Consider the following 23,382-nt stretch of genomic DNA (forward strand, 5'->3'; position numbering starts at 1 on the left):
CGGTCGTCACTCCGTCAGCCGCACAGCACCTCGTCGCCCGTCATGACTCCGGCGGCACCCTGCACCTGGTCCTCGACCCGCACCGGGCGCACCTGGCGGTAGTCGCTTCCCGCGATCACCTTGAGCGTGACGCCCTGCCCCGGCGCGGCGCGCAGCTCACTGCCCGGCAGTGCCGCGGCGAGCGACTTCGCCGACCGGTCCCACCGGGGGTCGTAGAGCACGACGGTCCGCCGCAGGGTGGGCTCCTTGGCGTCCGCGGGCGCCCCCGTGGTACGGAACCCGGCCGCGGCCAGCGCCTGGTCCACCCGCTTGCCGAGCCCGGCCGCGCCGGTGCCGTTCTCCACCTGGACGCGGATCTGCTGCGGGGCGACCCGCACGGTCACCGGGGGGTTCGCCTGCCGCGGTCGCCGCACGGTCAGCGGCCGGTCCTCCCGCAGCGACTGGAAGAGCCGGTCGGCCTTGGCCCGGTCCCACTTCACCGTCGAGCCGACGCCGTTGACGGGGTAGGACGGCTCAGCGATCGGGACGGTGGTGAACTCCGAGGAGGACGGGGAGAAGTTGCGCATCGCCCGCCCGAGGTCCAGCAGCTCGTCGGTGTGGAAACCCTGGTCCGCCCGCACCGAGCTCAGCACGGTCAACGCCACGTTCCGGAACTTCATGGGATTCAGCAGCACCTGGGAGGAGGTCGCCCGCTCGATCAGGGCGGCCAGGAACCGCTGCTGGCGCTTCATCCGGCCGAGGTCGCTCGCCGCGTCGACGTGCCGGGAGCGGACGTACTGGAGGGCCTGGCCGCCGGAGAGCGTGTGCGTGCCGGCCGCCAGGTCCAGGCCGGAGTAGCTGTCCTTCATCGGTTCGGCGGTGCAGATCTGCACCCCGCCGAGGACGTCCACGGTCCGCATGAAAGTGGTGAAGTCCACCTCGAGGTAGTGGTCGATCTTCAGCTGGGTCAGGTCCTCGACCATGCGCACGGTCAGTTGGGGGCCGCCCTCCGCGTACGCGGCGTTGAGCTTGACGGGGTGCGGACCGTGCCGCCGGCCCGTGTTCTGGTCGACGTGATCGGGCAGCTCGGCGTAGGAGTCCCGGGGCAGGCTCACCACGCTGGCCCGCTGCCGGTCCTGCGACACATGCACGATCATCATCGTGTCGGTGCAGTGGCAGGCCTGGCCGCCCAGCCGGTACTGGCGCCGCTCCTGCTCGCTGATACGGTCCCTGCCGTCGGTGCCGACCAGCAGGACGTTCATGCCGTGGCCCGCCCGCGGGCGGTTCTTCATGTCCTTGAAGGGGTCGACCCGGGCGATGTCCGCGTCCAGGCCGGAGACCACCGCGTGCCCGATCCCGGCGGAGGCGAGCACCACCACCGACAGTGTGGTCGCCGCCCGCATGGCCCAGCGCGGTCTCCGGCGTGGTGCGGACGCGTGCTGGACCCGGACCGGCCGCGGCGGTGCGGCGCGGCGCTGCGGGGCGCGCGGTGGCCGCGGGCGGGGCCGGGACGGCGTGGGGGGCATGGGGACACCTCCGCATAGGCGTGGGTGGGCACCGTGAGCACCGTAGGGCCATACGATCTGCTGACCGGCGCAGTGACCCCCACGGCGCGCACCGGTGTCCCCCGTTCGCGGTAACGTGAGCACCGATGAACGCCAAGCCCGACGTGCGACTCCCCGCCGTTTCTGTGATCATGCCCGTCCTCAACGAGGAACGGCACCTGCGCGGGGCCGTCGAAGCGATCCTCGCGCAGGAGTACGGCGGCGAGATGGAGGTCGTGATCGCCCTCGGTCCGTCCGCGGACCGCACGGACGAGATCGCCGCCGAACTCGTGGCCGAGGACCCGCGCGTGCACACGGTCCCGAACCCCACCGGCCGCACCCCCGCCGCGCTCAACGCCGCGATCAAGGCCTCCCGCCATCCGATTGTGGTCCGTGTCGACGGACACGGGATGCTCTCGCCGGACTACATAGCCACCGCGGTACGGCTCCTGGAGGAGACCGGCGCGCAGAACGTCGGCGGCACCATGCATGCCGAGGGCGAGAACGACTGGGAGCACGCCGTCGCCGCCGCGATGACCTCGAAGATCGGGGTGGGCAACGCCGCCTTCCACACCGGCGGCCAGGCCGGCCCGGCCGAAACGGTGTACCTGGGCGTCTTCCGCCGCGCGGCCCTGGAACAACAGGGTGGCTACAACGAGGAGTTCATCCGCGCCCAGGACTGGGAGCTCAACTTCCGCATCCGCGAGGCGGGCGGCCTGATCTGGTTCTCGCCCGAGCTGCGGGTGTCCTACCGGCCCCGCCCGAACGTCAAGGCCCTCGCCAGGCAGTACAAGGACTACGGCCGTTGGCGGCACGTCGTCGCCCGCTACCACCAGGGATCCATCAACCTGCGCTATCTCGCCCCGCCGGCCGCGGTGTGCGCCATCGCGGCCGGGATCGTGGTGGGCGCGGCCCTGACCCCGTGGGCCCTGGTGGTCCCCGGCGGCTACCTGGCGGCGATCTCCGCCGGATCGGTCCCCGCCGGCAAGGGCCTTCCCCTGGCGGCACGGCTGCGCATCCCGGTCGCCCTGGCCACCATGCACATGTCCTGGGGCTGGGGTTTCCTGACCAGCCCCAAGTCGCTGGCCAGGAGGGTCATCGCCGCCCGGAGGCCGGCGGTCACCGCCGCCGACTGAGCGTTCGCGCCGGGAGTTCTCAGGGCCCCTCTCCACGGGAGAGGGGCCCTGCTCGCGCTACCAGCGGTAGGGCGCGTACACGTCCATGCACTGGCTCTCGTCCGAGCCATTGATGGCGTCGGAGTTGTCGGGCAAATCGCCGGCCTTCGGAGCGGCCTCCTTCGGATAGGTGCCCCCCGTACGCCAGTCGGCGCCGACGACGACGGTGACACCGGAGACGTCGGTCGACTTCCGCACCGAACTCAGCGGAATCCCGAGGGCGTTGGCGACGCTCTGCGCGTCGCCCTCCATGTCCGCGCTCGGGTAGCGCACGAGCGTCTCCTCCTCCGACTGCGCCGCCGAGGTGTCGGCGGTGGCCCGGGTGAAGCCCTTGCCCGCCAACTCCTGGCCGATCTCGCGCGCCCGGCCGCCGACCGGGGCCTGGGTGGCGGTGCGGGTGCCGTTCTGCACCAGGACGCCCAGCCGGTCGGCCGGGACCGAGGGAGTCCTGTCCGCGGCGCTCTCGCCCGTACGCTTCTTCGAGTTCTTCGCATCCGGCGCCGGGCCCTTGTCGTCGAAGGGCACGTCGTCGCGGAGCATCTTCCACACCTTCGTGGCGCCGGCGCCGTCCGGGACGACGTGGTTGTCGTCCTGCTGGTCGGGGACGTTCGGCATCGTCGTCATGGTGATGCGGTCGGTGGGGACCGTCTTGAGCTGCATGGCCAGGTGGTACAGCTTCTCGACGGTGCCGATCTCCTCGGAGACCTGGAGCGACTTCGTCGCCGCCTCCGCGAGGCCCATCAGCCGGCCGGAGTCGGTGAAGACGTTCTGGCTCCGCAGGGTGCGGATCATCGAGTTCATGTACATGTGCTGGGCCCTGGCTCGCAGCAGGTCGCTGCCCCAGGCATGCCGGGTGCGCAGCCACTGGAGGGCCTCTTTGCCCTCGACCTTGTGCTTGCCCGCCGTCAGCTTCAGGCCGGAACCCCCGGGTGCCTGCGGCGTGGGGTGGTCCCACACGTTCTGCTTCACACAGACCTCGACGCCGCCGATGGCGTCCGCCATCTTCACCACGCCCGCGAAGTCGATAGTCATCCAGTGGTCGATGTACACACCGGTGAGGCTCTCCCAGGTGGCGAGCGTGCAGCCGGCGCCGCCGCGGGCCAGCGACTCGTTGATGATCTCGTTGACGGGCGGATAGACCTTGCCGGTGCCGGGGTCGGTGCACTTGGGGATGTCGACGCGGGTGTCCCGCGGGATGCTCACCACGGCGGCGCTCTTGCGGTCCGCGGCCAGGTGGATGAGCATCTGCACGTCGCCCCGCGGCGGGGTGCCGCGGTTGTCCCGGCTGCCGCCCAGCGCGACGTTGGCGTCGGAGTTACGGCTGTCGGAGCCGATCAGCAGAATGTTCACGGGCGTCTGGCCGGCCGAGTTGGGCCTCGACCTCTGCGCCTTGGAGTCACCGCTGCTGCGCTGGCCCTTGCGGATATTGCCGTTCAGGTGCTGGTAGTAGAGGTATCCGGCGCCGGCCGTGCCGAGTACGACCAGCGCGAGCACCATGGCCGACCAGCGCAGTATGCGCCGCGCGGGACCTCTGCCCGCGGCATCGCGCTTCTTCCCGCCGCGTCCTCCTCCGCCGTGCCGGCCGCGGCCGTCCGAAGTGCTGCCCTTGCGCGGCGCGGGAGGTATCGCTTCCTCGACCGCCGACCCCTCCCCGCGCAGACTGCTCCGCGTCACTCCCCGTCCTCCCACCCTGGTGCCATGCATGAAACAGGCCTGTCGTGCGCCGTGTTAGACGCATGACAGGCCCATAAGGTGGTGCTGTGCGCTCAACTTGCGCACTCGACCTTGTCCGCCGTGGACTTCCCGTCGACCTCCGGGGCCTTCGTCGGCGGCGTGAGCGGCACACCGGCACCCTTGAAGTCCTTGCCCAGGGTCAGCGTCATCGTGGGCATCCCCTGGGAGTTGGTGAAGCTCTCGCCCGGCTTCAGCGCGGCCCCGGACAGTCCCATGAGCGCCGCGAGCTTGCGGGCCTGCGGAGCCTGGTCGGGCGCGTACTCGAGCGTGGTCTTGGCGATGCTCTCGGGTGCGTTGGCCGCGTTCTCCGACTTGAGCACGCCCACGGAGGTCTGCAGCCAGCTGACGGTCTCCTGGGCGGCACCGCCGGCGGCCCCTCCGTTGAAGACCCGGACCCGCACCTCGGAGGCCTCGGACTGGGTGCCCTTGAGGCGGGCGGCCGCGGCGCTCTTGTCGGCCTTCTGCTTCTTCTTCACGGCGGTGAAGGAGACGTCGTTGGCGATGGCGTCGAAGACCGGGGGGGCTGTGACCGGGTCGACGATGACCGTCTTGTGCACCACCCCGTCCGCCGGGTTGTCGCGCACCGGCACCGTCAGGAAGGTGATGTTCTTCGTCGGCACCTTCTTCAGCTCCAGCGCCACGTCCTTGAGGGTGCTGACCTTGCCGATGCCCTTGTCGACGGTCAGCGCTTTGGTGGCGGCGTTGGCCAGGTCGTACAGCTTGGTCGGGTCGGTGAGCGTGTCACCGGAAGCCATCTTGCGCATCAGCGAGCTGAGGAACTGCTGCTGGACCTTGATGCGGTCCAGGTCGCCCGCGTTGCCCCAGGCGTGCCGGGTACGGACGAAGGCCAGGGCCTGCTCACCCTCGACAGTGGACTCGCCGGCGGGCAGGTCCAGGTGCGAGTCCTTGTCCTTCACCGCGTGCTTGAGGCACACGTCGACTCCGCCGACCGCCGTCGTCAGCGTCTTGACCGCGTTGAAGTCGGCCATCATGAAGTGGTCGGGCTGAATACCGGTGATTTCTTTGACCGTGCGCATGGTGCAGCCCGGATCGCGGCCGTCCTGGCCGAGGCTCGTGTTGAAGCGGACGTCGGTCGTCCCGGGGACGACCTTCGTGCTGTCGTCGGGCTGCTTGGTCGGGCAGTCCGGTACGTTCACGATCAGGTCGCGCGGGATGCTCAGCGCGGTCGCGTTCGTACGGTCCTTGGCGACGTGCAGCAGGACGTTGGTGTCGGCGTGGCCCACGCTGCCCTTGTCGCCGTAGCCCTCGTTGCCTTTGCCGGTGCGTTTGTCCGTGCCGATGATCAGTATGTTGAAGGCTTCGTCCTTGCTGAAGCCGTTCTTGGCCGCGCCACCCACGTCGGTGGTGGTGACGTTTCCCTCGAGGTGCTTGAGGACCAGGTAGCCGGCTGTGCCGACGCCGACCAGGACGAGCGCCATGGTGCCGCCGGTCCACATCAGGACCTTCTTGGTCTTCGACTTCTTCACCGGCCGGCGTCCCCGCCGCCCGGGCGGCTCCTCCGGCGGCGCCGTCCGGCGGCGACGCGGGACGGGCACGGTTTCGGAGGGGGCGGCCTGGCGGGTCTGCTGCCGTCCGGGCGCCGCCGGGCGCTGCCCGGACGCCGTGCCTCCGGCTCTGCGGGAGGAGGCCCGACGGGGACCCGGTACCGCCGACTGCGGAGCGGAAGGGGTCAGTTGCAGTTCGTATTCGCCGGTGTCCGGATTGAGCACCCACTGGTCTGCGGGGTCGACATTGTCCGCCCGCCCACGGCCTTGCGCGTCCACGGTTGTCCGAATCCTCCGTTGGGGCCACGCGGCGCCTTGCCCCTCTTGGCGCCAGGTCTGCTTCGCATAGTGCGCGACCCCAGGAAGACCTCGCGGCCAGTCGCACCGGATCGCTCACACTATCCGGCAGATTCAACATCGAGCGACGCTGGTGACAAATTCCACTTCCCTACAAGGGGGCAATCCGCCCATTTCTTTGGACAAAAGTTCGCCTTTGGCCGTGGCTTTACCCGCAGAGGCCCCCAAGTTGGCCGTGTCGTCGTGGAACGGCACCCTGGGGCAGGGTGCGAGCCATGGATCGCCAGGGTGCCCGACCCGCGTCGTGCGCAACGCCCGGGAAATACCCACCGTAGTCGTGCGACTGCGCAGACGAATCCCTTTCCGGCTCGGAATCCGAATCCGCGGCGGCCGAATTCGCGCCGTTCGCCCCGAATCCCGCATTCCACGGGATTGGGGGCGGGCGTGTCGCGCGGAGATCCGGGCTCGGAGCCCGGTCGCGTCATCTGGCCGTGGCCGTGACCCGCTCGGACTCGATGCGCTTGGCCAGAGCGTCCTCGGGCAGGCGGTCGAGGTTGCGGCACAGGACGACCGAGGCGCCGGCGGTGAGTGGCGCGTACAGGCCCGCGCTGAGGCCCTCCCAGGTGTCGTACGACAGTGCCGACAGCAGGCGGGAGGCCGGCCCGGTCAGGTTCAGCTCCGGGGCGTCGCCGCGGGCCCGCTCCACGACCTCCGCCGCCGTGTACTCGGCCCCGGCCACGATCAGCGCCGGCCCCTCCGGGTCCGCCGGCGCGAAGGGCGCGAACACGTCGCCCTGCCCCGGCACCTCGACGGCGTAGTCCAGGAAGCCCTCCGGCGACTGCGGGAACCGCCCGCCCAGCGGCCGCAGCGCCAGGGCCACCCGCTCCCCGGAGCACACGCGGGCCGCGTCCAGCGTGTCCGGTCCGCTGACCACGACATCGGCGACGCCCGCGTTCCCGTCGACGTCCGCCACCACGCCCACCGACGCGCACGCCAGCAGCCACACGGCCGTCTGCCAGTGCGCCGGCAGCATGAGCGCGACCCGGTCGCCGGGTCCGGCGCCGAGGTCCCCCTGGAGGAGGTTGGCGGTCTTGGCCACCCAATTGGAGAAGGTGGCCACGGACAATTCGACGCGTTCGCCGGTGGCGTCGTCGTAGAAGGTCACCAGCGGGCGTCCGGGATCCGCGGCGAGCGCGGAACGCAGCAGGTCGGCAGGGGTGCGTTCGGTGGCGTTCACCCGCGCAAGCGTACGCGGCGACGGCCCCGCCCACCGCGTCGTCGGCCACGTGCGGGTGAGCCGCGGGGCACCGGTTCGGCGCAACGGCAGCCGACGGCCCGTCAAGTCCCCGATGGACAGGTTTGTATGACTATGTCCAAGATCAGGGGCATGCGTCGATACGGATTCCTTGCGTGCTCGATCGGTGCCACGTACGCGGCCGCCCTCGTCCTCACCCCCGGCGTGACGGGCGGTCAGGCGGGCGCGGTGCCGGTGTCGGCATCGGCGACCGGGGCGGCGGCCGTGCCCGGCAGCACCCGGTCCCTGCCCCTCGTCCCGCTCACCCGCGACCCCGGCCCCGGCCGCGGGTCCGCCCTCGAACAGGGCCTGCGCCGCGCGGACGTCCGCCACTTCTCCCTGGTCGGCGTCGTCTGGGACGACCCGGACGTCGAGTTGCACGGCAGCGTCCGGATCCGCACCCGCTCCGCCGCCACCGGCGTCTGGTCCGGCTGGCAGGACATCGATACCCACAGCGCCGACCACGGCGCCGACCCCGGCACGGCCGAGCGCACCTCCGGACATGTGCGCGGCGCCACCGCGCCGCTGTGGGTGGGCGACTGCGACGGCGTCGACGTACGCGTCCGCGCCGACGCCGGGAGCCGCGACCCGGCCGCCCGGCCGGTCCCACTGCCCTCGGGCCTGCGCCTGGAACTCGTCGACCCCGGCGCGCAGGTCCCGGCGCGGGGCACCGGGAGGGGCACCGCACGCGCAGGCGGTCCGAGCGAGGAGGTGTTCGCCGCCGACACCGCTCCGGCCGCGCCCGGCGGGGACCCGACCGATCAGCGGCGCGCGCAGTCCCACGTCGGATCGCGCCCGGGTATCGTCACGCGCCGCAGCTGGGGCGCGGACGAGTCCCTGCGCGAGAAGGGCTTCGTCTACACCAAGAAGGTCAAGGTGGCGTTCGTGCACCACACCGCCTCAGGCAACAACTACAGCTGCGCGCAGGCTCCGGCGGTGATCCGCGGCATCTACCGCTACCACGTCAAGAGCATGGGCTGGCGCGACGTCGGCTACAACTTCCTGATCGACAAGTGCGGGACCATCTACGAGGGCCGGGCCGGCGGTGTGGCGAAGCCCGTGCTGGGCGCCCACACCATGGGGTTCAACAGCAACAGCGCGGGGATCGCCGTCATCGGCACCTACAACACGTCCGAGCCCTCCTCGGCCGCGGTGACGGCCATCGCACGGCTGACCGCGTGGAAGCTCGGGCTCTATGGGATGAATCCGCGTGGAAAGACATATCTGACCTCCGGCGGTGGCAACCTGTACCAAAAAGGAAAGAGCGTGCGCCTGAACGTGATCTCCGGCCACCGGGACGGCTTCGCCACCGACTGCCCGGGAAAGCAGCTCTACGGCAAGCTCGGCACGGCCCGCTCGGCCGCGGCGCGCTACCAGGGCCGCTGAGGACGGACGAGGACGGACCGAGGACGAACAGGAAGCGGAGACGACAGGTGACAGAAGCGATCCTCCTGGTCGGCGGCAAGGGCACCCGGCTGCGCCCCCTCACGGTGCACACGCCGAAGCCGATGGTGCGGGCGGCGGGAGTGCCGTTCCTCACCCACCAGCTGGCGCGGGCGAGAGCGGCGGGCGTCGAGCACGTCGTGCTCGCCACCTCCTATCTGGCCGAGGTCTTCGAGCCGTACTTCGGCGACGGCTCCTCGCTCGGGCTCCACCTGGAGTACGTGACGGAGGAGGAGCCCCTGGGCACGGGTGGCGCCATCCGCAACGTCGCCTCGCGCCTGCGCTCCGGCCCCGACGAGCCCGTCCTCGTCTTCAACGGCGACATCCTGACCGGGCTGGACATCCGGGCGCTGGTGCGCACCCACGAGACCACGGGCGCGGACGTCTCCCTGCACCTGACGAAGGTGCCGGACCCCCGCGCCTACGGCCTGGTCCCCACCGACGGGACCGGCCGTGTCCTGGCCTTCCTGGAGAAGCCGCAGACCCCCGAGGAGATCGTCACCGACCAGATCAACGCGGGGGCGTACGTCTTCCGGCGCTCGGTCATCGACGCGATCCCGCAGGGCCGCCCGGTCTCGGTGGAGCGGGAGACGTTCCCCGAACTGCTCGCGGCGGGCGCCCACTTGCAGGGCATGGTCGACTCCACCTACTGGCTGGACCTGGGCACCCCGGCCGCCTTCGTACGCGGCTCCGCCGACCTGGTCCTCGGCCGCGCTCCCTCCCCGGCCGTACCCGGTCGCTGCGGCGACCGCCTGATCCTGCCCACGGCCGTGGTCGCCCCCGGCGCCAAGCTGACCGGCGGCACGGTGGTGGGCGAGGGCGCGTTCGTCGCCGAGGGCGCGCGGGTGTTCGGCAGCGCGATCCTGCCCGGTGCCGTCATCGAGCCCGGTGCCGTCATCACCGACTCCCTCATCGGCAGCCGCGCCCGCGTCGGCACCCGCTCCGTCCTCAACGGCACGGTCATCGGCGACGGCGCGGTGGTCGGCGCCGACAACGAGCTGCGAAACGGCGCGAGAGTGTGGTGCGACGCGAGAATCCCGGCCGGGTCCGTGAGGTTCTCCTCGGACCAGTAGCCGGCCGGGTGGGCGGCACGACTCCCGCGGCGGCGCCCGCGAGCGCGGTGCGCCGGCTCGCCTCGTGTCGACCGCACCGCGGGAACCTGTCGACGCGGGTGACCCGGCCCGGCTCAGAGGCGCCCGATGTCGCCCTTCGGCATCCGCGGCGCCCGCCGGGGCGGCACCCGCCCGCTCATCAGGATCAACCGGGCCGCCCGATGCCGCTGTCCGGCGTACGGCTTCAGCAGGCGCAGCATCTCCGCGTCGTCCGCGTTCCGGTCCCCGGCCAGCGCCCATCCCACGATGCCCGGCAGATGCAGATCGCCGACCGTCACGGCGTCCGCCGCGCCATGACTGCGCTGCACGGTCTCCGCCGACGTCCACGGCCCGATGCCGGGCACCAGCTCCAGCCGCTCCCGCGCCCGCTCCGGAGGCATCCGCGCCGCCTCCTCCAGTCGCGCGGCGACCCGCACCGCCCGCAGCACGGTCGACGCCCGCTTGTCGTCGACCCCGGCCCGGTGCCACTCCCACGACGGGATCAGCGCCCACGTCCGCGGCGCCGGCATGACGTACATCCGTCCCGGGGCGGGTCCGGGCGCCGGCTCGCCGTACGTGCGCACCAGCATCCGCCAGGCCGCGTACGCCTCGACCGTCGTCACCTTCTGTTCCAGGACCGACGGGATCAGCGACTCCAGCACCAGCCCGGTCCGTGTCAGCCGCAACCCCGGCCGCCGGTGCCGGGTCAGCGCGAGCAGCCGGTGCCGCGGTACGAACGCGGACGGGTCGTCGGCGGCCCCGAGCAGCTCGGGCAGTTGCTCCAGCAGCCATTCGGCGCCCGGCCCCCACGCCTCGCCGCGCACCTTCTCACCATGAGCGGACACGCGCAGCGTCCCGGGCCCGAGCGGTGTGCGGCCGGTGTGCCACACCGAACCGTCGGGCGTCGCCCGGAACGTGGGATCGCCCTGCCCCCGTCGCAGCGGTCCGAGCACGAGCCCCAGGTCCAGTGGCCCGTCAGGCGCCCAGGTGCGGACCCGCCCCGGCGCGGCGGCCTGCCGGGGCACGGCCGCGGGCACGCCGGCCTGCCCACCGCGCACGGTCGGGCGCGGGGGCCGCGGAGCGAAACGTCCTGCCACGAATGAGATCCAGGGTTGCCTTGAGGTGCCGTACGAGCCTATGCGGTCACAGGGAGACGACGAACGTCCCCGCGTCCCGCTCCGGTCGCGGCTTCGGCTGCTCCGCCGGATGCCCGACGGCGACCGCCCCCATCGGATCCCATTCCGCGGGCAGCCCGAGCACCTCGCGCACCGCGTCCCGGCAGAACATCGTCGAGGACACCCATGCCGAGCCGAGCCGCTCCCCGGCCAGCGCGACCAGGAAGTTCTGCACCCCGGCCCCGGCGGCGACCACGAACATCTCCCGCTCGGCGCCGTCCCGCCGCTCGTCGCCGTACTCGTGCGAGCCGTCCATGACGAGGCACGGCACCACGAGGTACGGCGCGTTGCGCAGCACGTCCCCGCGCCGGATCCGCCGGGCGATCGACTCCTCGCTCTTTCCGTCCCGCCGCAGGTCCGCGATCCAGGCATCCCGCATCGCGTCGAGCAGCCGGGTGCGCGACGGCGCGGACTCGAGGAGCACGAACCGCCACGGCGTGGTGTGGTGCGGCGCGGGCGCGGTCACCGCCGCGGCCACCGCCCGCCGCACCGCGCCGGGGTCGACCGGTTCGTCGGTGAAGGACCGCACGGTACGCCGCTGGGTCACCGCCTCCCGCACGGCCTCGGAGGTCCCCAGCCGGAACATGTCGTCGCGCGCGTCACGCACCATGGCCCGCGCTCCTTCCCCGTCCTCTGCGTCCGCACCGTTCTCACCGTTCTCCTCGGCCACCACATGCCGCAGCCCGCGCACCACGGCGACCGGCAGCCCGGCGGCCTTGCCCTTGACCAGGTCGCCCGCGGCGGCGAGTTCGTCGGCGGTGGCGACGACGGTGGCGCTCAGCGGGTTGCCGTGCGCGTCCGTGCCGCCGCGCAGATCGTCCAGCACGCGTACGCCCGCGGCGCCGATGGCGACGTCGGTGAGCCCCGCGCGCCAGGGCCGCCCGAAGGTGTCGGTGACGAGCACTCCGACGGTGACGCCGAGGGCGTCGCGCAGCCCGTCCCGGATCGCGCGTGCGGACGCGTCCGGGTCCTCCGGCAGCAACAGCACCGTGCCGGCAGGGGTGTTGGACGCGTCGACTCCGGCGGCCGCCATGACGTGCCCCTGCCGGTTCTGCACGATCCGCAGCGCTCCGCGCCGGGCCACGACCCGCACGGTCTCGGCGTCGATCGCGGCCTCCCGGTCGGTCGCCCGGACCAGCCGCCCCTCGGCCTTGGAGACGATCTTCGAGGTGACGAGCAGCACGTCCCCGTCGGCCAGCCCGGGCTCCGCGCCGGCGATCAGCTTGGCCAGATCGTCCCCCTGCGCGACCTCGGGGATCCCGGGCACCGCCCAGACCCGGAACTCCGGGGCGGCGGCCGGTGACTCCTCCGTCGTGCCGCTCATGCTCCGCGCACCTCCTCGGCCAGCGCGAGTGCCTCGCCCGCCATCCGGGCGGCGGCGTCGACGTCGGTCATCATCAGCGGCACCGCCCTGCAGCGGATGCCCGCGGTCTCGACCCGCTCGACCGAGGCCTCGTCGACCGTGTCGACGAGCCAGCCGTCCAGCAGCCCCGAGCCGTAGTGCTCGGCCACCGCCGCGGCCGTGGACTCCACGCCGACTGCGGCGAGGACCTTGTCGGCCATGCCGCGCACGGGCGCGTCCCCGACGATGGGGGACAGGCCGATCACCGGCACTCCCGTGTCGGCGATGGCCTCCCGGATGCCGGGCACCGCGAGGATGGTGCCGATGGAGACGACGGGGTTGGACGGCGGGAAGAGGATCACGTCGGCCTGGGCGATCGCCTCCAGCACGCCCGGCGCCGGCTTGGCCTGCTCCGCGCCGACCGGCACCACGGCTTCCGCCGGTACCGAGGCCCGCAGCCGCACCCAGTACTCCTGGAAGTGGACGGCCTTGCGCTCGCCGGGGCCCGGGGTGGCGCCGCTGTCGGGCAGGGTGACCGCGACATGCGTCTCGACCCGGTCGTCGGTCATCGGGATCAGCCGCACCCCCGGCTTCCACCGGTCGCACAGTGCCTCGGTCACCGCGCTGAGCGGATACCCGGCGCCGATCATCTGAGTACGCACGATGTGCGTGGCGAAGTCGCGGTCGCCCAGGCCGAACCAGTCCGGTCCCACGCCGTACGCCGCGAGTTCCTCCTTGAGATGGAAGGTCTCCTCGGCCCGGCCCCAGCCCTGCTCCTCCTCGATGCCGCCGCCGAGCGTGTACATCACCGTGTCCAGGTCCGGGCAGATCTTCAGCCCGAAGAGGTGGATGTCGTCGCCGGTGTTGCCGATGACCGTGACGTCCGCGTCCGGCACGGCCCGCTTGAGACCGCGTAGGAACCGGGCACCACCGATGCCGCCTGCCAGAACCACAATCCGCATGGAAACAGTGTGTCAGCCGCCGGGCCGACTCGTTGCGGCCTGTGGACAAGGGACACGTCCCCCCCGGCGGCTCAGGCGCCGGCCGCGCCCGCCGGGTCGGGGAGGACCCCCGCGCACTGGGCGGCGGTGCGGGCCGCCCCGGTCGAGGACCGGGCGTGCATGGGCATCTCGGTCAGACCGGGGAAGTAGACGTGCAGGCTGACCGCCGGCTCCAGCGTGTCGTTGACGACCTCGTGCGCGTACCCGGGTGCGAACACGCGCTGCGCGCCCGCGCCCAGCGCGCGCGTGCCCCGCGCGGTGCGCTCGGTCAGCTCGCCGTCCAGGACCGTGAGCACGCCGGAGGAGGGGCCGTGGTCGTGCGGTCCGCTGCCCTGTCCGGGCACCCAGGACAGCAGCCACACCTCGTAGCCCGGGCCGGTGCGCAGCCGGTGGTACCAGCGGGTGGTCGCGTCGTAGCGGACGAGGTGCGCCCACTGGGCGCGGTCGGCCGCGAGGGAGCGGGCCAGGCCGACGAACTCGGCCACGGTGGACGGATGTTCGCGGGGGGCTTGGAGCAGGTGCGGGACTTCGAGGATGTCGCCGGCGATCTGGAGGTCGCTGTCGCTGTTCATGAGGGTGGGGTGGTTCCTCGTGAAAGAAGGTCAGAGGGAACGGGGGCCCGGCTGAAAAGGTCCGGACGACGACTGGAGCACGCGTGACGCGCGGGGGCTCAACAGCCGCAACAGCGACAGCTACAGCGAGCGTGGGCAGCACCGAGGGACCCGGCGGTGCGGGTCGTGGTGAGTGCCGAGTTCGCGAGCATGCCCTCTAGGCAAGCGGCTCACACCCCCACTGTCAACTTGACGCCCGGAATGTGGGACATGTTTCACCTCATCCGGTTCATCTCCCAGATGAAAGGTTTGCTCGCGTGGCTACCGGGACACATGGCGCTCATGCCGGGCGCGCAAGTCCCGATGCGATCCCGTGATCAGACCGTGATCCAGGTCGCTTCGGTGTGCGCGTCGGAACGAGATCGAAGTCCGAGGCGTCCTTCCCTGTGCGGGCTACGTGCGGGGCGCGAGACCCTCGGAGCCTCGACCGTGTGTCAGGGTTTATGCCGATTTGCACACTTTCCGCATGGCCTTGGTTCCGCAGAGTGAATAAGGGGCTCAATAGCAGATCTCGGCTTGACTCGCCCGGAGCAGCACACTTGTAATTTCACTCGTGTCGTTCAGCCGGACAGATAACGGCTGCATCACGGGGACGCGAAAGACAGACGAGGGGCGCACATGACCGAGCTGGTGCAGCAACTGCTGGTCGACGACGCGGACGAGGAACTCGGCTGGCAGGAGCGCGCGCTGTGCGCCCAGACCGACCCCGAGTCCTTCTTCCCCGAGAAGGGCGGCTCCACCCGCGAGGCCAAGAAGGTCTGCCTCGCGTGCGAGGTCCGCTCCGAGTGCCTCGAGTACGCCCTCGCCAACGACGAGCGCTTCGGCATCTGGGGCGGCCTGTCCGAGCGGGAGCGCCGCCGGTTGAAGAAGGCGGCCGTCTGACCGCCGTACCACCGCAGGCTCCGCTCACATCCCCCGGAAAACGTCACGAACGGCCCGTCGCTGGTGGGTTATCCACAGGCGGCGGGCCGCTCTGTTGGTCAGCCGATAGTGTGGTCGCTCGTCCAACACGCCCCCCTGCCCCCGTCGGGCACAGGCGTCCACCGAAGTCCACCGAACCGGGGCCCGTACATCGATGTCCGTGCACAGCCATACGGCAGCCCATTACGACGGCGCTGCCCCAGTGCCCGACCCCGCGCGCGCGACGGCGTCCGACCAGACCGGCACACCGGAGTACCCGCGCCACGTCGTCACCGCCGTGCTCGTCTCCCATGACGGCGCGCGCTGGCTGCCCGACGCGCTCGCCGGCCTGCTCGGCCAGGAGCGGCCCGTGCAGTACGCAGTGGCCGCCGACACCGGCAGCGCGGACGAGTCCGCCCAGGTGGTCACCGACGCCCTCGGCGCGGACCGCGTTGTGCACCTCGCCCGGCGCACCGGCTTCGGACAGGCCGTCAATGAGGCCGTCCACAGCGCCCCGGTCCTCGCCCCGGACGACCTGCCGTACCTCAAGCGCCCCAGCAGCTGGGACCCCGTCACGCGCACGTGGCGCGACGACACCTACGACCTGCCCGAACTGCCCTACGGGGAGCCGGTGCAATGGCTGTGGCTGCTGCACGACGACTGCGCCCCCGAGCCCGACGCCCTGGCCCAGCTGCTGCGCGTCGTGGAGAACGAGTACGAACTCGGCCGCGACGACGTGGCGGTGGTCGGCCCCAAGCTGCGCGGCTGGTACGACCGCAGGCAGCTCCTCGAAGTGGGCGTCAGCATCGCCAACTCCGGACGCCGTTGGACCGGCCTCGACCGGCGCGAGCAGGACCAGGGCCAGCACGACCACGTACGGCCCGTGCTGTCGGTGTCCACCGCCGGAATGCTGATCCGGCGTGACATCTTCGAGGAGCTGGGCGGGTTCGACCGCCGGCTTCCCCTGATGCGCGACGACGTCGACCTGTGCTGGCGTGCCCTCTCCGCCGGCCACCGTGTCCTGGTCGCCCCCGAAGCCGTCGTACGGCACGCCGAGGCGGCCTCCCGCGAGCGCCGCACCGTCGACTGCGTCGGCCGCACCGCCGCCTCCCCGCACAAGGTCGACAAGGCCGGCGCCGTCTACACCCTGCTCGTCAACACCCGTACGGCAGCGCTGCCCTGGGTGCTGCTGCGCCTGGTCCTGGGCACCCTCCTGCGGACCGTCGCCTACCTCGTCGGCAAGGTGCCGGGACAGGCCGTCGACGAGATCCGCGGCCTGATGGGCGTCCTGCTGCGGCCCGAGCGGATCATCGCGGGCCGCAGCAGGCGCGGCAAGTCGCAGATCGACAAGGGTGAGCTGCGGGCGCTGCTCCCACCGCCGGGCGCCACCATCCGCGCCACCGTGGAACAGGTCGCCGGCAACCTCGTGGGCGGCTCCGACGCCGAGGTGTCCTCGGCCGGCCGGCACGGCGGCGCGATCGAGTCCGGGCCCGGCGGCGACGACGCCGACTTCCTGGAGATCGAGCAGTTCGCCCGGCTCAAGCGCATCGCCCGCAAACCCGGCCCGGTGCTCTTCCTGGTGCTGCTGTTCGTCTCCCTTGCCGCCTGCCGCGGTCTGCTCGGCGGCGGCGCGCTCGCGGGCGGCGCCCTGCTGCCCGCGCCCGCCGACTCCTCCGAACTGTGGTCGCGCTACCTCGACTCCTGGCACCCGGTGGGCGCGGGCGGCACCCCGTCCGCGCCTCCGTACCTGGCGATGGTCGCGACGCTCGCCTCCCTGCTGCTCGGCTCGACCGGGCTCGCGGTCACCGCCCTGCTGGTCGGCTCGGTACCGCTGGCCGGATTCACCGCGTACTTCGCCTCCCGCCCGCTGGTCCCCTCCCGCCTGCTGCGTGCCTGGGCCGCCGTCGCCTATGCCTTCCTGCCCGCCACCACCGGCGCGCTGGCCGGCGGCCGCATCGGCACCGCCGTGCTGGCCGTTCTGCTGCCGCTGATCGCCCGCGCGGGCGTCGCGGCCGCCGGCCTGGCCAGAGCCCCCGGCACCCGCGGCAGTTGGCGCGCCACCTGGGCGTACGCCCTGCTGCTGACCGTCGCCACCGCGTTCACGCCGATCGTGTGGCCCATCGCGCTCCTGCTCGGCCTCGGCGTGCTGGTCGTGCGCCGCGACGACATCGTGGCCCACGGGCTCCGCTTCCTGGCCCAGTTGGGCACCCCCCTGCTGGTCCTCGCGCCCTGGTCGCTGTCGCTGCTGCCGTTCGGCTTCTTCCACGAGGCCGGCCTGGAGTACGGCTCCTCGGCCGCCTCCGCGCTCGACCTGCTCGGCGCCGGCCCGGGCGGACCCGGCACGGTGCACGGGCTGATGCTCATCGGCATCGTCCTGGCCGCGCTGGCCGCCCTGCTGCGCTCCGAGCGCCAGTCCGCGATCTGGACGGCCTGGGCGGTCGCCCTGGTGGCGCTCGTCTTCGCCGTGCTGTCCAACGGCTCCACCTGGGCCGGCCCGGCCACCCTCGTCTACGGCCTCGCCCTCCTCGCCGCCGCCGCGCTCGGCGCCGACGGGGCACGCGCGCGCGTGGCCGAGCAGAGCTTCGGCTGGCGCCAGCCGGTCGCCGCACTGATCGCCTTCGCCTCGGCCGCCGGACCCCTGCTCGTCGCCGCCGGCTGGATGATCCGCGGCGCCGACGGCCCGGTGGAGCGGCGCGACCCCGTGCAGGTGCCCGCGTTCGTCGCCGAGGAGAGCGGCACCCGCGACCAGGCCCGCACCCTGGTCCTCGACAGCGACTCGCCCGCCCACGTCGGCTACATGCTCGTACGCGGCTCCGGCGCCCGCATGGGCGACGCCGAACTCGCCGCGGTGAACGGCGGGAACAAGCAGCTGGACAAGGTCGTCGCCAACCTGGTCGCCGGCTCCGGCGCCGACCAGGCCGGCCAGCTCGGCGGTTTCGCCGTCCGCTACGTCCTGGTCCACAAGGGCGCTCCCCGCGACGTCAGCCGCGTCCTGGACGCCACGCCCGGCCTGACCCGGCTCAGCCAGCAGGACGGCAGCGCCCTGTGGCGGGTCAACCAGGAGGTCTCGCGCGCCGCCATCGTGCCCGCCGCGAGCTCCGGCACCGCCCAGCCCGTCGCCGCCGGACCCGTGGAGATCCACACCACGATCCCGTCCGGGGCCGAGGGCCGCGTGCTGCGCCTGGCCGACTCCGCCGACGCGGGCTGGACGGCCACCCTGGACGGCAGGCCGCTCACCCGCACCACCGTCGACGACTGGGCCCAGGGCTTCCAGCTCCCCGGCTCCGGCGGCAAGCTGGACGTCACCTTCGAGGACCCGTTCGGCCACACGGCCTGGCTGTGGGCCCAGGGCGCCCTCGCCGTCGTCCTCGTCGTGCTCGCCCTGCCCGGCCGGCGCCGCGACGTCGACGACGACCTGCCGGAGGAGGAGCTCGTTCCCGCCCAGGCAGTCGCCGGGGAGGGCCGCCGGGCCCGCAGGCTGCGGGCCCAGGCCGAGGCCGAGGCAGACGAGGTCGGACAGGGCGAAGCCGGTCAGGAGGAGTTCGGACAGCGGGAGTTCGCGGCGGAACCGGGCACCGTGCCGCCTCCCGCCCCGGGCGAGGCGCCCGCCGCCGTCCCGCACCAGCAGTCCTACGACGAGTGGGACACCAGCGCCTACGCGGGAGCCGCGACCGAGTACGGCGCCTACGGCGACGGCCAGTACCAGGGCGACGGCCAGTACCCGGGTGACGGCCAGTACCAGGACGCCCAGCCCCAGCAGTACGCGGCGGGCGGCTACGACCAGGCGTACCAGGGCGGCCAGTACGACCCCTACGGCTACGGCGGCCAGACCCCGGCGGCGCCCTACGACCAGACGTACCAGCAGGGGTACGAGGAGCCCTACGACCCGGCTCAGCACCCCCCGCACGGCAACGGCAATGAGCGCCCCGACGGGAGCCAGCAGTGAACCGCACGACCCTGTCCCTGATCGCCGGCGTGACCGCGCTCGCCGCCGTCACCGGATTCGCCGCGCTGGACACGCCGGACGCCGCGGGCGCCGGCCCCGCCACGGCGGCCGCGCAACTGCCCGTCGAGCGCACGACCCTGGTGTGCCCGACACCGAGCACCTCCGACATAGCCGACACCGCGTACACGTCCTTCACCCCCGTGACCGCGGGCACCAGCGGCACGGGCAAGGCCCAGCTCCTGCCCGCCACCGAGCAGTCGGACACGGGCGGCGGGAAGGACGCGGCCAAGGGCGGCTCCACGGGCAAGACCAAGGACGGCGGAAAGAACAAGACCGCCAAGTCCGTCCTGGAACCCAAGGAGCCCGGCACACCCGTCACCGTCGACACCTCGGGCGGGGACGCGCCCGCGCTGATCGGCACGGCCGAGGGCAAGTTCGCGCCCGGCTGGACCGTGCAGCAGACCACCGAGGTCGCCGCGGGCGCCGGCCGCGGGGTGCTGGGCGTGACCTGCACCGCGCCGGACACCCAGTTCTGGTTCCCCGGCGCGAGCACAGCCGCCGCCCGGTCCGACTACATCCACCTGACCAACCCGGACGACTCCCCGGCCGTCGTCGACATCGGGCTCTACGGCGCGGAGGGCGCCGTGAAGTCGCCCGCCGGCGAGGGCGTCACCGTTGCGCCGCACTCCAGCGAGCCGATCCTGCTGTCCACGCTCACCGACTCCGCGCAGCAGGACCTCACGGTGCACGTGAGCGTGCGCAGCGGCCGGGTCGGGGCGGCGGTGCAGGCTCTCGACAACAGTCTGGGCGGGGACTGGCTGGCCGCGTCCGCGGACCCGGCGGGCAGCCTGGTGCTCCCGGGCATCCCCAAGGACGCCACGGACGTACGGCTGGTCGCCTTCACGCCCGCCGACTCCGACGCCGACCTGAAGGTGCGCCTCGCCTCCCCGTCCGGGCTGATCACGCCCGCCGGGCACGAGACGGTCCACCTCAAGGGCGGCATGACGACCGCCATCGACCTCGGCGAGGTCACGCGCGAGGAGGCGGGGTCGCTGGTGCTGACCCCGACCTCGCGGTCGGTGCCCGTGGTCGCGGCGCTGCGGGTCCTCCGGGGCAAGGGTGACCGGCAGGAGACGGCGTTCATTCCGGCGGCCGGCCCGTTCATGACCCGGGCGACCTCGCCCGACAACAGCGCCAAGGGCTCGACGCTGTCGCTGACGGCTCCCACCGCCACCGCACAGGTCAAGGTCACCGCGTCGGCGGGCAGCGGGGGCGGCACGGCGGTCTCGAAGACCTACACGATCAAGGAAGGCACGACCCAGGACATCGCCCCGCCGGTGCCGTCCGGCCTGAAGGGGACGTACGCGCTCACGGTGGAGCGGATCTCCGGCGGCCCGGTCTACGGGGCGCGCACCCTCACGGCGTCGCGGGAGGGCAACCCCGGCTTCACGATCCAGACGCTGCCGGACGACCGGGGGATGGTGGCGGTGCCGCACGCTGAGCAGGACCTGTCGGTGCTGCAGAAGTGAGCCTGCCGGCCCGGGGGCGCCCCGGCGACGGGCCGGGGCGGTCCTCGCCGTGCCGGGGCGGTCAGTCCTCGCCGTACCGGGGGTCGACCGTCTCCGGGGTCAGCCCCAGCAGCTCGGCCACCTGCTCGACGACGATCTCGTGCACCAGGGCGGCCCGCTCGTCGCGGCCCTTGGTGCGGATCTCCACCGGCCGCCGGTAGACGATCACGCGCGCGCGTCGCCCCTCACTCGACGCGACCGTGCCTCCGAGCGGCACCGCCTCGTCGCTCCACGGCTGTCCCGGCCCGTCCAGCCGCGGCACCTCCACCACGAAGAAGTCGACGTCGGCCAGTTGCGGCCAGCGCCGCTCCAGACGGTCCACGGAGTCCTGCACCAGATCCGCGAACGCTTCGGCGCGGCTCGCGGCGAGCGGCACCTGCGGCGGGGCGATCGGGCCGCGCATGCCCCGGCCGTGGCGATCACGTCGGCGGGGCCCGGGGCCGGCGGCACGGGGCGGTACACGGTTGTCCATCACTGATGAAGGGTAGTCCCCGGCGTCCCCGCGTGCCCGGCTCCGCGCATCACCCCGGACCTCACGCCGGACGCTGTCCCCGCCCCGCCACGGCCGGGCGCCCGGTGAGCATTTCAGCCAAGCTGGGGCTCGATTCCATATCTCTCCAGGACCGTCGGTATCAAGGTAATTGACTGATTTTGTACCCGGTCGTGACCGGATCCGACGTGTTCGAGATCCCGACAGGGGGCGTTCATGCAGGTCAGCGAAGTGTGACAGAAGGTGTGTCTGGGACGTTTCATACCGCGACACGGTGGAGTGGCCTGGTGGAGAGTCGTCGCGGCCCGCTCAAGAGTGCGGTACCGTCCATCGTCGTGAGCCTTGTACGTCGCTGTTCGCGCACCGCTTGCGGCCGTCCCGCCGTAGCGACGCTGACGTACGTCTACGCCGACTCGACCGCTGTCCTCGGCCCGCTCGCCACCTACGCCGAACCCCACTGCTACGACCTGTGCGCCGAGCATTCCGAGCGCCTCACCGCCCCCCGCGGCTGGGAGGTCGTCCGGCTTCTCGACGGCTCGGCTCCCGCGCGGCCCAGCGGTGACGATCTGGAAGCGCTTGCCAACGCCGTGCGTGAGGCGGCCAGGCCTCAGGAACGAGCGGCCGAGGCCGGTGGCGGCGCGCGTGCCGCGGACCCGATGGAGGTGGCCCGCCGCGGCCATCTGCGCGTGCTCCGCTCGCCCGACAGCTGACACCGGGCAGCCGCGAAATCCTTCCGCCACTCGCGGCCCTCGCCTCCGCCGCCTTCTGTTCGCACGCCGACGGTAGTTTGTGGTGACCGATAGGACCTCAGAAGGGCTGGCCGTGGCTGCTGATCTGTCGCAGATCGTGAAGGCGTACGACGTACGCGGGGTGGTCCCGGACCAGTGGGACGAACCGCTGGCCGAACTCTTCGGGGCGGCCTTCGCCCAGGTCACCGGCGCCGACGCCCTCGTGACCGGCCACGACATGAGGCCCTCCTCGCCCGGCCTGGCCCGGGCCTTCGCCCGCGGCGCGGCACGGTACGGCGCCGACGTCACCGGGATCGGCCTGTGCTCGACGGACCAGCTGTACTACGCCTCCGGCGCCCTGGACCTGCCCGGCGCGATGTTCACGGCCTCGCACAACCCGGCCAGGTACAACGGCATCAAGATGTGCCGCGCGGGCGCGGCCCCCGTCGGCCAGGACTCCGGGCTGGTGGAGATCCGCGAACTGGTCGAGCGGTGGCTCGCCTCGGGCGCCCCCGAGCCGGCCGCCCGGCAGGGGACGATCAGCCGGCGCGACACGTTGCACGACTACGCGGCGTACCTGCGCTCCCTCGTCGACCTCGACTCCCTCCGCCCCCTGAAGGTCGTCGTCGACGCGGGCAACGGCATGGGCGGCCACACCGTCCCGACCGTCTTCGACGGCCTGCCCGTCGACCTCGTCCCGATGTACTTCGAACTGGACGGCACCTTCCCCAACCACGAGGCCAACCCCTTGGACCCGGCCAACCTCGTCGACCTCCAGAAGCGGGTCCGCGCGGAGGGCGCCGACCTCGGCATCGCCTTCGACGGCGACGCCGACCGCTGCTTCGTGGTCGACGAGCGCGGCGAGCCGGTCTCCCCGTCCGCGATCACCGCGCTGGTCGCCGCCCGCGAGCTGGCGAAGAACGGCGGCAAGGGCGTGATCATCCACAACCTCATCACCTCCTGGTCGGTCCCGGAGGTCGTCGAGGAGAACGGCGGCACGCCCGCCCGCACTCGCGTGGGCCACTCCTTCATCAAGGCCGAGATGGCGAGGACCGGCGCGATCTTCGGCGGCGAGCACTCCGCGCACTACTACTTCAAGGACTTCTGGAACGCCGACACCGGCATGCTGGCCGCCCTGCACGTCCTCGCGGCCCTGGGCGGCCAGGACGGCCCTCTGTCGGCCCTCGTCGCCCAGTACGACCGCTATGCCGGTTCCGGCGAGATCAACTCCACGGTCGACGACCAGGCCGCCCGCCTCGCCGCCATCAGGTCGGCCTACGCCGGCCGCGCGGACGTCACCCTCGACGAACTCGACGGCCTCACCGTCACCGCCGCCGACTGGTGGTTCAACGTCCGCCCGTCCAACACCGAACCGCTGCTGCGGCTGAACGCCGAGGCCCGCGACGAGGCGACGATGACCAAGGTGCGGGACGAGGCCCTGGCCATCATCCGGGGCTGAGGGGCCGTCCACCCCCATCAGGGCGGCGCCCCGGCGTGCGGCACGGCCCGACCCCGCCACGCCGCCCCCACCGGCGGTACCCTGACCAGGCACATCCGTA

The 23,382-nt window shown here is 72.6% G+C and carries 17 protein-coding genes; 8 read left to right on the plus strand and 9 right to left on the minus strand.

Annotated elements, in window-relative coordinates; genetic code table 11:
* Window positions 1-14: 14 nt before the first annotated feature.
* A complete protein-coding gene (locus tag ACIQFZ_RS16470) occupies window positions 15-1,505 on the minus strand; it encodes an LCP family protein (protein ID WP_365416918.1) in 1,491 nt (496 codons plus the stop codon).
* Window positions 1,506-1,630: 125 nt separating this feature from the next.
* On the opposite strand from ACIQFZ_RS16470, the gene ACIQFZ_RS16475 reads away from it, so the two are divergent.
* Window positions 1,631-2,659: a glycosyltransferase family 2 protein gene (locus ACIQFZ_RS16475; RefSeq protein ID WP_365416920.1), complete on the plus strand. Its 1,029-nt coding sequence runs from the start codon at window positions 1,631-1,633 to the stop codon at window positions 2,657-2,659.
* A 57-nt stretch (window positions 2,660-2,716) separates the two neighbouring features.
* Here the strand turns inward: ACIQFZ_RS16475 and ACIQFZ_RS16480 are convergent, their stop codons facing one another.
* The 3 genes from ACIQFZ_RS16480 to ACIQFZ_RS16490 form a co-directional block, all read right to left on the minus strand.
* Complete coding sequence (locus ACIQFZ_RS16480; RefSeq protein ID WP_402691497.1) at window positions 2,717-4,372, minus strand: LCP family protein; 1,656 nt, start codon at window positions 4,370-4,372, stop codon at window positions 2,717-2,719.
* A 92-nt stretch (window positions 4,373-4,464) separates the two neighbouring features.
* On the minus strand, window positions 4,465-6,216 hold the full coding sequence (locus ACIQFZ_RS16485; protein ID WP_376651934.1) for an LCP family protein: 1,752 nt from the start codon (window positions 6,214-6,216) through the stop codon (window positions 4,465-4,467).
* A 499-nt stretch (window positions 6,217-6,715) separates the two neighbouring features.
* Window positions 6,716-7,471, minus strand: coding sequence for a TIGR03089 family protein (locus tag ACIQFZ_RS16490; protein ID WP_402691498.1), 756 nt, complete (start codon window positions 7,469-7,471; stop codon window positions 6,716-6,718).
* 132 nt (window positions 7,472-7,603) lie between these two features.
* On the opposite strand from ACIQFZ_RS16490, the gene ACIQFZ_RS16495 reads away from it, so the two are divergent.
* On the plus strand, window positions 7,604-8,914 hold the full coding sequence (locus tag ACIQFZ_RS16495) for a peptidoglycan recognition protein (RefSeq protein WP_402691499.1): 1,311 nt from the start codon (window positions 7,604-7,606) through the stop codon (window positions 8,912-8,914).
* Between the two features lie 47 nt (window positions 8,915-8,961).
* Entirely contained in the window at window positions 8,962-10,044 is a 1,083-nt protein-coding gene (locus ACIQFZ_RS16500) for an NDP-sugar synthase (RefSeq protein ID WP_361411705.1), read from the plus strand.
* A gap of 113 nt (window positions 10,045-10,157) precedes the next feature.
* Here the strand turns inward: ACIQFZ_RS16500 and ACIQFZ_RS16505 are convergent, their stop codons facing one another.
* The 4 genes from ACIQFZ_RS16505 to ACIQFZ_RS16520 form a co-directional block, all read right to left on the minus strand.
* A complete protein-coding gene (locus ACIQFZ_RS16505; protein ID WP_402691500.1) occupies window positions 10,158-11,159 on the minus strand; it encodes a DNA-3-methyladenine glycosylase family protein in 1,002 nt (333 codons plus the stop codon).
* Window positions 11,160-11,205: 46 nt separating this feature from the next.
* Window positions 11,206-12,561, minus strand: a complete 1,356-nt coding sequence (locus ACIQFZ_RS16510; protein ID WP_402691501.1) for a coenzyme F420-0:L-glutamate ligase — start codon at window positions 12,559-12,561, stop codon at window positions 11,206-11,208.
* A complete protein-coding gene (gene cofD / locus ACIQFZ_RS16515) occupies window positions 12,558-13,541 on the minus strand; it encodes a 2-phospho-L-lactate transferase (protein WP_402691502.1) in 984 nt (327 codons plus the stop codon). The genes ACIQFZ_RS16510 and cofD overlap by 4 nt, the downstream gene beginning before the upstream one ends.
* Before the next feature lie 71 nt (window positions 13,542-13,612).
* A complete protein-coding gene (locus ACIQFZ_RS16520) occupies window positions 13,613-14,152 on the minus strand; it encodes a cysteine dioxygenase family protein (RefSeq protein ID WP_361411697.1) in 540 nt (179 codons plus the stop codon).
* A gap of 657 nt (window positions 14,153-14,809) precedes the next feature.
* Between ACIQFZ_RS16520 and ACIQFZ_RS16525 the strand changes: the two genes are divergently transcribed.
* From ACIQFZ_RS16525 to ACIQFZ_RS16535, 3 genes are all read left to right on the plus strand, one after another.
* Complete coding sequence (locus ACIQFZ_RS16525; RefSeq protein ID WP_003975777.1) at window positions 14,810-15,073, plus strand: WhiB family transcriptional regulator; 264 nt, start codon at window positions 14,810-14,812, stop codon at window positions 15,071-15,073.
* 193 nt (window positions 15,074-15,266) lie between these two features.
* The gene (locus ACIQFZ_RS16530) at window positions 15,267-19,037 is read left to right on the plus strand and encodes a glycosyltransferase (RefSeq protein WP_402691503.1); all 3,771 of its coding nucleotides are present in this window, start codon (window positions 15,267-15,269) and stop codon (window positions 19,035-19,037) included.
* On the plus strand, window positions 19,034-20,566 hold the full coding sequence (locus ACIQFZ_RS16535; protein WP_402691504.1) for a DUF5719 family protein: 1,533 nt from the start codon (window positions 19,034-19,036) through the stop codon (window positions 20,564-20,566). Before ACIQFZ_RS16530 ends, ACIQFZ_RS16535 begins: the two co-directional genes overlap by 4 nt.
* 61 nt (window positions 20,567-20,627) lie before the next feature.
* Here the strand turns inward: ACIQFZ_RS16535 and ACIQFZ_RS16540 are convergent, their stop codons facing one another.
* Entirely contained in the window at window positions 20,628-21,077 is a 450-nt protein-coding gene (locus ACIQFZ_RS16540) for a metallopeptidase family protein (protein ID WP_365416950.1), read from the minus strand.
* A 305-nt stretch (window positions 21,078-21,382) separates the two neighbouring features.
* Between ACIQFZ_RS16540 and ACIQFZ_RS16545 the strand changes: the two genes are divergently transcribed.
* Together ACIQFZ_RS16545 and ACIQFZ_RS16550 are read left to right on the plus strand one after the other, a co-directional pair.
* The gene (locus ACIQFZ_RS16545) at window positions 21,383-21,805 is read left to right on the plus strand and encodes a DUF3499 domain-containing protein (RefSeq protein ID WP_365416939.1); all 423 of its coding nucleotides are present in this window, start codon (window positions 21,383-21,385) and stop codon (window positions 21,803-21,805) included.
* 112 nt (window positions 21,806-21,917) lie between these two features.
* Window positions 21,918-23,282 carry a phosphomannomutase/phosphoglucomutase gene (locus tag ACIQFZ_RS16550; RefSeq protein WP_402691505.1) on the plus strand — a complete coding sequence of 455 codons (1,365 nt, stop codon included), beginning with the start codon at window positions 21,918-21,920 and terminating at the stop codon, window positions 23,280-23,282.
* Window positions 23,283-23,382 lie beyond the last annotated feature (100 nt).

Origin of the sequence: Streptomyces sp. NPDC093064 (assembly GCF_044754605.1) — a bacterium.
Classification (GTDB): domain Bacteria; phylum Actinomycetota; class Actinomycetes; order Streptomycetales; family Streptomycetaceae; genus Streptomyces.

Bases quoted from the DNA above. Each gene is read 5' to 3' on its own strand.
- ACIQFZ_RS16520 (WP_361411697.1), bottom strand. From the start codon at position 14,152: ATGAACAGCGACAGCGACCTCCAGATCGCCGGCGACATCCTCGAAGTC.
- ACIQFZ_RS16470 (WP_365416918.1), bottom strand. From the start codon at position 1,505: ATGCCCCCCACGCCGTCCCGGCCCCGCCCGCGGCCACCGCGCGCCCCG.
- ACIQFZ_RS16510 (WP_402691501.1), bottom strand. From the start codon at position 12,561: ATGAGCGGCACGACGGAGGAGTCACCGGCCGCCGCCCCGGAGTTCCGG.
- ACIQFZ_RS16530 (WP_402691503.1), top strand. From the start codon at position 15,267: ATGTCCGTGCACAGCCATACGGCAGCCCATTACGACGGCGCTGCCCCA.
- ACIQFZ_RS16540 (WP_365416950.1), bottom strand. From the start codon at position 21,077: ATGGACAACCGTGTACCGCCCCGTGCCGCCGGCCCCGGGCCCCGCCGA.
- ACIQFZ_RS16475 (WP_365416920.1), top strand. From the start codon at position 1,631: ATGAACGCCAAGCCCGACGTGCGACTCCCCGCCGTTTCTGTGATCATG.
- ACIQFZ_RS16525 (WP_003975777.1), top strand. From the start codon at position 14,810: ATGACCGAGCTGGTGCAGCAACTGCTGGTCGACGACGCGGACGAGGAA.
- cofD (WP_402691502.1), bottom strand. From the start codon at position 13,541: ATGCGGATTGTGGTTCTGGCAGGCGGCATCGGTGGTGCCCGGTTCCTA.
- ACIQFZ_RS16495 (WP_402691499.1), top strand. From the start codon at position 7,604: ATGTCCAAGATCAGGGGCATGCGTCGATACGGATTCCTTGCGTGCTCG.